The sequence below is a fragment of the Massilia sp. 2TAF26 genome, assembly GCF_052115005.1.
Taxonomy (GTDB): Bacteria; Pseudomonadota; Gammaproteobacteria; order Burkholderiales; family Burkholderiaceae_D; genus Telluria.
On the sequence record NZ_JBFRFV010000012.1, the window covers coordinates 148,691 to 157,853 of the forward strand.

Consider the following 9,163-nt stretch of genomic DNA (forward strand, 5'->3'; position numbering starts at 1 on the left):
AAAGAGAACTCCGCCATGAACAAAGGCCTGCGCCTGACCGAAACCTGGATGCACCGTGCCCTGTGGCTGGTGGCCGTCATCTTTGCCGGCTTCCTGATCGGCCTCGGCGGCAAGCTGATCGACAACCTGGGCGGACTCGACCCGGCGCCGACCGCGCAGGCCATGCTGGAGCCGGCCGCGGCGGCGCAGATCAGGACGGAAATCGACCGTGCGGCCAAAGTGCGCGAGGAAGCCGGGCGCGCGCTCGACCAGGCCGAGCAGAAGCATGAGGTCGCCCAAGCCAACACGCGCAGCGCGCGCGAGACTTTCCACAACTGGCTCGCCACCCGCCATGCCACCGTGCGGCCGGACCAGGATGCCGAGCTGATAGCACGTACCCGCGCGCTGGACGGCCTGGCGCAGGACGAACGGACGGCGCTGGCCGCGGTGGAAGCCCAGCGCCAGGTCCGGCTGGATGCGGCCCAGGCCGAGCAGAAGGCGCGGCAAGATTATGCGGCGCTGCTGGAACCGGCCCAGAAGCAGGCCGAGCAGGCCGCGCGCCGCGCCGAGCTGCACGTCTTCCTGTACCGCCTGGCGCTGACCCTGCCGCTGCTGCTGCTTGCCGGCTGGCTGTTCCGGCACAAGCGCAACAGCACCTACTGGCCCTTCGCCTGGGGCTTCATCTTCTTTGCCCTGTTCGCCTTCTTCTTCGAGCTGGTGCCCTACCTGCCCAGCTATGGCGGCTATGTGCGCTACATCGTCGGCATCCTGCTGACGGTAGTCTGCGGCCGCTACGCGATCCGCTGGCTGCAGGCCTACCTGGCGCGCCAGAGGGCGATCGAGGCCATGCCGGAACAGCAGCGCAAGACCGGCATGCGCTACGACCTCGTGATGGGGCGCATCGGCAAGGGCCTGTGCCCGTCCTGCGAGCGGCCCGCCAACTACAAGGACGAGACCCTGGCGCATTGCCCGCATTGCGGCTTCCAGTTGTTCGACCGCTGCCCGGTGTGCACGGTGCGCAAGAATGCCTTGATGCGCTTCTGCTTTTCCTGCGGAACGCCGGCGAATACCAGCCTGGCCGATTGAGTTCAGCCGCCGTTGAACTGGCGTCCGTCGATCGGGATGTCGAGGGTGAAGGTGGTGCCGGCCTGTTCCGAACTGTCGAGCACCACGGTGCCGCCGTGGCGCTTGGCGACTTCCTGGACGAAGGGCAGGCCGATGCCCCAGCCGATCTTGTCGGACTGTTCGCCGCGGTTCAGGTATTCGAAGATGTCCTTGCGCCTGTCGTCGGGGATCGGGTTGCCGCAGTTGTGGACCGAGATGACGACGCGGCCGTGGGTCTGGGCGACCTTCACGCTCACTGCCTTTCCGTCGCCGTACTTGGCCGCGTTCAGGGCCAGGTTTTCGAGGGCGCGCCGCAGCGCGCTTTCGTTCCACCAGCCGGTCACGGCTTCGCCGCTCACCTCGCAGTGCGCCGAAGTCGTGTCGTTGACGTGTTCGCCCACCTTCCGCGCCAGCGCCAGGGCATCCACCTGGGCCAGGGGCAGGGCGGCGGTGTGGGGCGCCGGCTGGACGATGGCGTCGAGCTGCTCCTGGATCATCGTTTCCAGGCGCAGGCCGTTGTCCAGGATCTTCCGGGCGATCTTGTCCGACTGGCCCGGACTGGTCGCCAGCAGCAGTTCCGCGCCGGAGACGATGACGGACAGCGGGCTGCGCATGTCGTGCGTGAGCGAGGCGGCGACCCGTTCGCGGAAGGTCCGCTGCAGGGCCGTGAATTCTTCGATGGCGTCGCGGATCGCCTGGTCGAAGGAGGAGCGGATGATGCGGGCTTCCTCGCCGCTGAACTTGATGCCGTGCTGTTTGGCGACCTCGAACAGGACGTCGCGCAGCAGCTGGTATTCGTGGACGATCTCGACGGCCTTGTATTCGGTCGTGCGCGCCCGCTCGCTGCCGTGTCCGGTGGCGGCGGTCGAATCGCTGGCCCCGTTTGCGCGCTCGAATCCCGGACTGAGCGCCTCCGCGATGTTCCCGTAGAACAAGGGGAGGGTATCCAGCAGCACGGGATGGCTGACTTCATCCGCGCCGAGGATCAGGCTGCGCACACGTTTTTCCCATTCGGCAAAAACATCGTCGCGGATGGCCAGTACTTTCCTGGATTGCTCGGATAAGTTCTTGGTGCTGGACTGTTGATTGGTCGAAAGCATCATCAATGGGCCGGACCGGTGCGCGCTGCGCGTCCCGGCCCGGCGGCGTCCTCAGCCCTGCAGATCGGCCGGCACCTTGCCGCCGTTCTGCGCCAGCTTGGTCATGACCTGCTTGTGCAGCCAGATGTTCATGGTGGCCGAGTCGTTGGTGTCGCCGGTGTAGTTCAGCTCGGCCGCCAGTTCCTTGCGCGCCTGCAGGCTGCTGTCCAGGTTCAGCAGCTTCAGCAGATCGACGATCGAGGTGCGCCAGTTCAGCTGCTGGCCCGACTGTTTTTGCATATTCGTCAGGATCTCCTCGACGTCCACCTGCTGGCTCAGGGTGGAAGCCGGAGCGGCTGCGGCCCCGGTGGTGCCGGTGGTCTGCGCCGGCGCGGCCTGTGGCTGCTGGGCCGGCGCCTGCTGGGCCGGCGGCGGCACGTTCTGCTGGCCGCCGGGGGCGCCGGCCTGGGTGGCTGCCGGATGGTGGGACGGGAAGATCTTGTGGAAGATGTCGCCTAGGATACCCATGTAATTCTCCTTTGTTTAATGACGTTGCATGCCTTGCGCCATATGGCCCAGCGCGATCGCCAGCGCGGCGCCGCCCAGGGCTTTTACCAGGGTCGGATGTTGCGAATAGAAATTGCCCATCTGGTCGACGATGCCTGGATTCTGCTGTTCCGCGTGGGCGGCGATTTCCTGCACCTGCTGGGGCGAGAGCTGGGAAGCCTGTTCCGGCGTCACGCTGGTCTGGCCGCCGCCGAGGATATTGCCGAGCGCGCCGCCGGCCACCGACGACAGCAGGGACGGGCCGACGCTGGAGAGCAACTGGTTCAGCATGCCGGCGCGCTGGTCCGGGTTGCTGTTGCCGAACAGCTGGCCGACCATTTGCGGGAAGGGCGGCGTCTGGTCCGAGCGCAGCGCCTGGGTCACGCCGCGCGCCACCTCTTCCTGCGGCGCCTGTTGCGCGACGCGGTCGAAGTCGTCCTCGGCCTGCGCATGGTTGGCGTTGGCGCCGCCGCCCAGGTATTGCTGCAGCAGGTTGCCTAGATCGAATCCCATGATTTCCTCCGGTGTTGAGACAGTCGAAAATGGAGGGTAGGCGCTTCGGCCGGATTTCTCCGTACGTTCATTAACGGACAGTGCGGACAGCCCGGACAAACCGGGGCTTTCGCCAGGAGGGGCATGCTCTCTATAATTGTGTAATTACAACAGCAAGATAGACCAAGAGATCATGCGCTTCAGCACAACCCTGGCGGCCATCGTGACCATCGCCGCCGCCTTCGCCGGCATGCCGCCTGCCGCCCAGGCGGCATCCGTCGCCCAGGCCGGCAGCGCGGCCATCCGGGCCGGCGAACACCAGACCGTCGTCAACGGCGTGCGCCTGTGGTACAAGGTCGCCGGCCAGGGGAGCGCTGCGCCGCTGCTGTTCCTGCACGGCGGCCCCGGCTACAACAGCTACAGCTTCGAGGCCCAGACTGGCAAGGCCCTGGAAGGAAAGCTCAGGATGATCTACCTGGACCAGCGCGGCAGCGGGCGTTCCGAGCGTCCCTGGACCGGTGCCTATTCCATGCCGATCATGGTCGAGGACATCGAAGCCCTGCGCAAGCAGCTCGGGGTGCCGAAGCTGGCGCTGATGGGCCATTCCTTCGGCGGCGCCCTGGCGCTCGAGTACGCCGCCGCCTATCCCCGCCACGTCGACAGGCTGGTGCTGGTCAGCGCGGCGTCGAGCATTCCCGATGCCTGCGCCGCCCGCGTGGCCTTCCTGGCGCAGCGCTATCCGGCCGACCTGCAGAAGGCGCGCGCCGCCGCCGCCGAGCGCAAGGAAACGCCGGACGAGTGCTACTTCGCCTTCAACTCGGTGGCCGACGATATCCGCGAGCGCGTCAACGACGAGACCATGTTCCCGGACATGAAACGGGTGGCCGAGCAGCGCGAGGTCGATGCGAAGAGCGGCCTGCGCAATACCGGCGAACTGGGCGGCGCCTTGTGGAACAGCGGCTTCCTGTCCTATCGCTTCACCCGCTTCGACCGCCTGACCATGCCGGTGCTGGTGATCGCCGGCGCAGAGGATTACGCGATCGGCCTGCCGGCCCAGCGCGCGCTTGCCAGGGCCTTGCCGAAGGCGACGCTGGTCGAGTACGCCGGCGCCGGCCACTTCCCCTATCTGGACCTGTCGCAGCGTTTCAACAACGATGTGGTGGGCTTCCTGAAGTCCGCCAACTAAGGCCCTTTCCGTATGGACACCATGAGCGGCGGGGCGTAAGCTGCCGTTCATGACGCCCTATCTGCCCATCCTCCTGTTCGCCGCCCTGTATGCGGCCGCGACCCTTGCCTGGCGCCTGCCGCCGGTGGTCGGCGCCGCCTATCTGGCGCTGAGCGTGGTCTGTTTCTTCAGCTATGCGCTGGACAAGTCGGCGGCGCGGCGCGGCGAGCGGCGCACCCCGGAAAGCAGGCTGCTGGTGCTGGGCCTGCTGGGCGGCTGGCCCGGCGCCCTGGTGGCCCAGCAATGGCTGCGGCACAAGACGGTCAAGCAGCCCTTCCGCCGGATGTTCTGGGGCACGGTGGCGCTCAACCTGGCGGGTTTCCTGGTCTTGTCGGCACGCGGATAGGAGAACGAAGCATGTGGCGCTACCCGAAAGTCCTGGCGCATCGCGGCGGCGGTACCCTGGCGCCGGAAAACACCTTCGCCGGCCTGAGACGCGGTATGCGCGCAGGCTTTCGCGCCATCGAATACGACGTCATGCTGGCGCGCGACGGCGTGCCCATCGTGATGCACGACCCCTGGCTGGGCCGCACCGTCGCCGGCTCCGGCAAGATCTGCGACTACGACGCGCTGGAACTGGCCGGCATGGACGCCGGTGCCTGGTTCGGCCGCGCCTACGAGGGCGAGCCGGTGCCGCTGTTCGTCGAGTTCGCGCAATACTGCAAGGTCCACGGCGTGTGGATGAACATCGAGATCAAGCCGGTGCCGGGCCACGACACCGAGACCGGCGCCACGGTTGCGCGCATGGCCGCCGCCCTGTTCGCCGAAGAGCTGGCGGCCGGACAGCTGGAACGGGCGCCGCTGCTGTCCTCGTTCAGCCAGGCGGCGCTGGAAGCCGCGCGCGAGGCGGCGCCCCGCCTGCCGCGCGCCTGCCTGATGGATGCGCTGCCGCCCGACTGGGAGCGCCGCGCCGGCGCGGTGGATGCCGTCGCCGTCCACGTCAACCACCGCCACCTTGCTCCGGGGCAGGCGGCGGAGATCAAGGCGGCCGGTTTCGGGCTGTTCTGCTACACCGTCAACGACCCGGGGCGGGCTCGGGAATTGCTGGGCTGGGGTGTGGACGCCTTTTGTACCGATCGGATCGATCTGATTGGGGCGGAGTTTGCGGAAGCTTAGCAGAACCTTCCGTCGTCCCCGCGAAGGCGGGGACCCAAGTTCTGCGCGCGTTTCGTCAGCTCGAACAAACTTGGATTCCCGCCTTCGCGGGAACGACGTGCTAACCGTTGTAATTAGTGCAAGCACACCATTCGCGGCCTGCAATTCCCCCCAACAGCTACGCTATAATCATTTTCTTTATATAGCATGCTGCCCTCACACGCCCCTACGACATGAAATCCACCGAAATACGCGAAAAGTTTCTCAAGTTCTTTGAGTCCAAAGGCCACACGATCGTCCGCTCCAGCCCGCTCGTGCCGGGCAACGACCCGACGATGTTGTTGACCAACAGCGGCATGGTGCAGTTCAAGGACGTGTTCCTGGGCCTGGATACCCGTCCGTACAAGCGTGCCACCACCGTGCAGCGCTGCGTGCGCGCCGGCGGCAAGCACAACGACCTGGAAAACGTCGGCTACACCGCGCGCCACCACACCTTCTTCGAGATGCTGGGCAACTTCAGCTTCGGCGACTACTTCAAGCGCGACGCCATCAACTTCGCCTGGGAGCTGCTGACCAAGGTCTACGCGCTCCCTAGCGAGAAGCTGACCATCACCGTCTACTTCGAAGACGACGAAGCCTACGACATCTGGGCCAACGAGATCGGCGTGCCGAAAGAGCGCATCATCCGCATCGGCGACAACAAGGGCGCCCGCTACGCCTCCGACAACTTCTGGCAGATGGCCGACACCGGCCCCTGCGGCCCCTGCACCGAGATCTTCTACGACCACGGCGCCGACATCTGGGGCGGTCCGCCGGGCTCGCCGGAAGAAGACGGCGACCGCTTCATCGAGATCTGGAACCTGGTGTTCATGCAGTTCAACCGCGACGAGCAGGGTGTCCTGACCCCGCTGCCGAAGCCGTCGATCGATACCGGCATGGGCCTGGAGCGCCTGGCCGCCGTGCTGCAGCACGTGCACTCGAACTACGAGATCGACCTGTTCCAGCACCTGATCAAGGCCGCCGCCCGCGAAACCGGCGCGACCGATCTCAGCAATAACTCGCTCAAGGTCATCGCCGACCACATCCGCGCATCGAGCTTCCTGATCGTCGACGGCATCATCCCGAGCAGCGAAGGCCACGGCTACGTCCTGCGCCGCATCATCCGCCGCGCGCTGCGCCACGGCTACAAGCTGGGCCAGACCAAACCCTTCTTCTACAAGCTGGTCGAAGACCTCGACATCGAGATGGGCGACGCCTATCCGGAACTGCGCGACGCCAAGGCCCGCGTCATGCAGGTGCTGAAGGCCGAGGAAGAGCGTTTCGGCGAGACCCTGGAAAACGGCATGAAGATCCTGGAAGCCCAGCTGGCCAAGGATCCGCAAAACCTGGACGGCGCCACCGCCTTCACCCTGTACGACACCTACGGCTTCCCGCTGGACCTGACCGCCGACATCTGCCGCGAGCGCAACGTGACGCTGGACGAGGCAGGCTTTGCCGCCGCCATGGAACAGCAGAAGAAGACGGCGCGCGCCGCCGGCAAGTTCAAGATGGCCGCCAACGTCGAGTACTCGGGCGAGAAGAACAAGTTCGTCGGCTACGAAATGCTGGTCCACAATACCCACGTGGTGGCGCTGTACGCCGACGGCGTCTCGGTGCAGGAGCTGAAGGCCGGCCAGGAAGGCATCGTGGTGCTGGACACTACCCCGTTCTACGCCGAATCCGGCGGCCAGGTGGGCGACAAGGGCGTCATCAAATCCTCGGACGGCCTGTTCGACGTCGAGGACACCCTGAAGATCCAGGCCGACGTGTTCGGTCACCACGGCGTGCTGCGCTCCGGTTCCCTGAAAGTGGGTAACACGGTCGACGCGCAAGTGGACGAAGCCAAGCGCGCGCGCACCATCCGCAACCACTCGGCCACCCACCTGATGCACAAGGCCCTGCGCGAAGTGCTGGGTTCCCACGTCCAGCAGAAGGGCTCGCTGGTCGATCCGGACAAGACCCGCTTCGACTTCGCCCACAACGCTCCCTTGAGCGCGGAAGAAATCGCCAGGGTCGAGCAGATCGTCAACGCCGAGATCCTGCAGAACCATTCGACGAAAGCCCAGCACATGTCGATGGACGACGCCATCAAGCACGGCGCGATGGCCCTGTTCGGCGAGAAGTACGGCGATACCGTGCGCGTGCTGGACATCGGTTCCTCGAAAGAGCTGTGCGGCGGCGTGCACGTCACCCGCACCGGCGACATCGGCCTGTTCAAGATCGTCTCGGAAGGCGGCGTCGCTGCCGGCATCCGCCGCGTCGAGGCGGTGACGGGCGAGGGCGCACTGGCATGGGTGCAGGCGACCAACCGCAAGCTGCAGGAAGCCGCGGCCAGCCTGAAGACCAGCCCGGACGAACTGCCGTCGCGCATCGGCCAGGTCCAGGACCAGGTCAAGGCGCTGGAGAAGGAAGTCAACGCGCTGAAGTCGAAGCTGGCCGCGGGCCAGGGCGATGAGCTGGCCGGCAAGGCCGTCGACGTCAACGGCGTGAAGGTGCTGGCCGCCACCATGGAAGGCGCGGATGTGAACGCACTGCGCGAGACCATGGACAAGCTGAAGGACAAGCTCGGGACCGCCGCCATCGTGCTGGCCTCGGTGCTGGAGGGTAAGGTCAGCCTGATCGCCGGCGTCACCAAGGACGCCACCGGCAAGGTCAAGGCTGGCGAGCTGGTCAACTTCGTCGCCCAGCAGGTGGGCGGCAAGGGTGGCGGTCGTCCGGACATGGCCCAGGCCGGCGGTACCGATGCTGCTGCGTTGCCGCAGGCACTGGCCGGCGTGGCTGGCTGGGTCGGCGAACGCGTATAAGCCAGGGTGGGCACATCGTGCCCACGCGCTCAGCATGAACGGCCGGGAAATTCCGGCCGTTGTCATTTCTGTCAATGTCTTGCCGTTGTCACAACGCAACATGGATACCAAATTTTGATGCGGCGCGTCATAATCCCGCAATTGGAGTACCATGCGGGCATCTGCCCCCTAAAACCGCAGGCAAATGATGAGCGAAACCATACTCGACACCGGCACCATCGAGGTCCAGAAGGACCTGGATGCACGTGGCTTGAATTGCCCGCTGCCGATCCTCAAGGCCAAGAAGGCCCTCGCAGAACTGGCAAGCGGCGAAGTGCTGCGCATCGTCGCGACCGACACCGGCTCGGTCCGCGACTTCCAGGCCTTCGCCAAGCAGACTGGCAATGCATTGCTGGCGCATACCCACATCAACGGCGAATTCACCTTCTGGCTGCGCCGGAAGTAAGCGCGCAAGGACGGCGCGCAGCGCTGCACGGGGCAGGGCAGGGGCAGCCTCGTGTTTTCCCTATCCGACTTTTCTATCCGGCAAATCGATTTTCCTCAGAATTAGTGGCATCCTTCTAAGTGAAAAACGCACGATCGTGCTTTAATTCTGTGCTGAAGCAGTTTTGCTCTTATAATTCGGATCATTTTTAGTCAGTCACATTCCATTTTTCAAAGGCCCACTATGAAAGTCCTGGTACCCGTCAAACGCGTGGTCGACTACAACGTCAAGGTCCGCGTCAAGTCCGACGGCAGCGGTGTCGATATCGCCAACGTCAAAATGTCGATGAACCCGTTCGACGAGATCGCCCTGGAAG

9 protein-coding genes and 1 pseudogene are annotated in these 9,163 nt (G+C 65.3%); 7 read left to right on the forward strand and 3 right to left on the reverse strand.

Annotation, left to right across the window (positions count from 1 at the left end; genetic code table 11):
- Nucleotides 1-15 precede the first annotated feature (15 nt).
- The gene (locus tag AB4Z32_RS14800; RefSeq protein ID WP_442122609.1) at nucleotides 16-1,065 is read left to right on the forward strand and encodes a serine endopeptidase; all 1,050 of its coding nucleotides are present in this window, start codon (nucleotides 16-18) and stop codon (nucleotides 1,063-1,065) included.
- A gap of 2 nt (nucleotides 1,066-1,067) precedes the next feature.
- Here the strand turns inward: AB4Z32_RS14800 and AB4Z32_RS14805 are convergent, their stop codons facing one another.
- Genes AB4Z32_RS14805 through AB4Z32_RS14815 form a run of 3 tightly spaced genes read right to left on the reverse strand, consistent with a single transcriptional unit; the run spans nucleotide 1,068 to nucleotide 3,221 of the window.
- On the reverse strand, nucleotides 1,068-2,186 hold the full coding sequence (locus AB4Z32_RS14805; protein ID WP_442122610.1) for a sensor histidine kinase: 1,119 nt from the start codon (nucleotides 2,184-2,186) through the stop codon (nucleotides 1,068-1,070).
- Nucleotides 2,187-2,234: 48 nt separating this feature from the next.
- Nucleotides 2,235-2,690, reverse strand: coding sequence for a DUF3597 domain-containing protein (locus AB4Z32_RS14810; protein ID WP_442122611.1), 456 nt, complete (start codon nucleotides 2,688-2,690; stop codon nucleotides 2,235-2,237).
- A 15-nt stretch (nucleotides 2,691-2,705) separates the two neighbouring features.
- Nucleotides 2,706-3,221, reverse strand: a complete 516-nt coding sequence (locus AB4Z32_RS14815; protein WP_442122612.1) for a hypothetical protein — start codon at nucleotides 3,219-3,221, stop codon at nucleotides 2,706-2,708.
- A gap of 172 nt (nucleotides 3,222-3,393) precedes the next feature.
- Between AB4Z32_RS14815 and AB4Z32_RS14820 the strand changes: the two genes are divergently transcribed.
- From AB4Z32_RS14820 to AB4Z32_RS14845, 6 genes and pseudogenes are all read left to right on the forward strand, one after another.
- Nucleotides 3,394-4,386, forward strand: coding sequence for an alpha/beta fold hydrolase (locus tag AB4Z32_RS14820; protein WP_442122613.1), 993 nt, complete (start codon nucleotides 3,394-3,396; stop codon nucleotides 4,384-4,386).
- A 49-nt stretch (nucleotides 4,387-4,435) separates the two neighbouring features.
- A complete protein-coding gene (locus AB4Z32_RS14825; RefSeq protein WP_442122614.1) occupies nucleotides 4,436-4,771 on the forward strand; it encodes a DUF1294 domain-containing protein in 336 nt (111 codons plus the stop codon).
- Nucleotides 4,772-4,782: 11 nt separating this feature from the next.
- The gene (ugpQ, locus tag AB4Z32_RS14830; RefSeq protein WP_442122615.1) at nucleotides 4,783-5,541 is read left to right on the forward strand and encodes a glycerophosphodiester phosphodiesterase; all 759 of its coding nucleotides are present in this window, start codon (nucleotides 4,783-4,785) and stop codon (nucleotides 5,539-5,541) included.
- Between the two features lie 212 nt (nucleotides 5,542-5,753).
- The gene (gene alaS / locus AB4Z32_RS14835) at nucleotides 5,754-8,363 is read left to right on the forward strand and encodes an alanine--tRNA ligase (protein ID WP_442122616.1); all 2,610 of its coding nucleotides are present in this window, start codon (nucleotides 5,754-5,756) and stop codon (nucleotides 8,361-8,363) included.
- A 217-nt stretch (nucleotides 8,364-8,580) separates the two neighbouring features.
- Nucleotides 8,581-8,808 carry a sulfurtransferase TusA family protein gene (locus AB4Z32_RS14840; RefSeq protein WP_036238555.1) on the forward strand — a complete coding sequence of 76 codons (228 nt, stop codon included), beginning with the start codon at nucleotides 8,581-8,583 and terminating at the stop codon, nucleotides 8,806-8,808.
- A gap of 222 nt (nucleotides 8,809-9,030) precedes the next feature.
- A pseudogene (locus tag AB4Z32_RS14845) lies at nucleotides 9,031-9,163 on the forward strand (electron transfer flavoprotein subunit beta/FixA family protein); the annotation flags it as partial.

What these genes read in the sequence shown, in the direction of transcription:
- AB4Z32_RS14800 (WP_442122609.1), top strand. Translation starts at nt 16, where the DNA reads ATGAACAAAGGCCTGCGCCTGACCGAAACCTGGATGCACCGTGCCCTG.
- AB4Z32_RS14805 (WP_442122610.1), bottom strand. Translation starts at nt 2,186, where the DNA reads ATGATGCTTTCGACCAATCAACAGTCCAGCACCAAGAACTTATCCGAG.
- AB4Z32_RS14810 (WP_442122611.1), bottom strand. Translation starts at nt 2,690, where the DNA reads ATGGGTATCCTAGGCGACATCTTCCACAAGATCTTCCCGTCCCACCAT.
- AB4Z32_RS14815 (WP_442122612.1), bottom strand. Translation starts at nt 3,221, where the DNA reads ATGGGATTCGATCTAGGCAACCTGCTGCAGCAATACCTGGGCGGCGGC.
- AB4Z32_RS14820 (WP_442122613.1), top strand. Translation starts at nt 3,394, where the DNA reads ATGCGCTTCAGCACAACCCTGGCGGCCATCGTGACCATCGCCGCCGCC.
- AB4Z32_RS14825 (WP_442122614.1), top strand. Translation starts at nt 4,436, where the DNA reads ATGACGCCCTATCTGCCCATCCTCCTGTTCGCCGCCCTGTATGCGGCC.
- ugpQ (WP_442122615.1), top strand. Translation starts at nt 4,783, where the DNA reads ATGTGGCGCTACCCGAAAGTCCTGGCGCATCGCGGCGGCGGTACCCTG.
- alaS (WP_442122616.1), top strand. Translation starts at nt 5,754, where the DNA reads ATGAAATCCACCGAAATACGCGAAAAGTTTCTCAAGTTCTTTGAGTCC.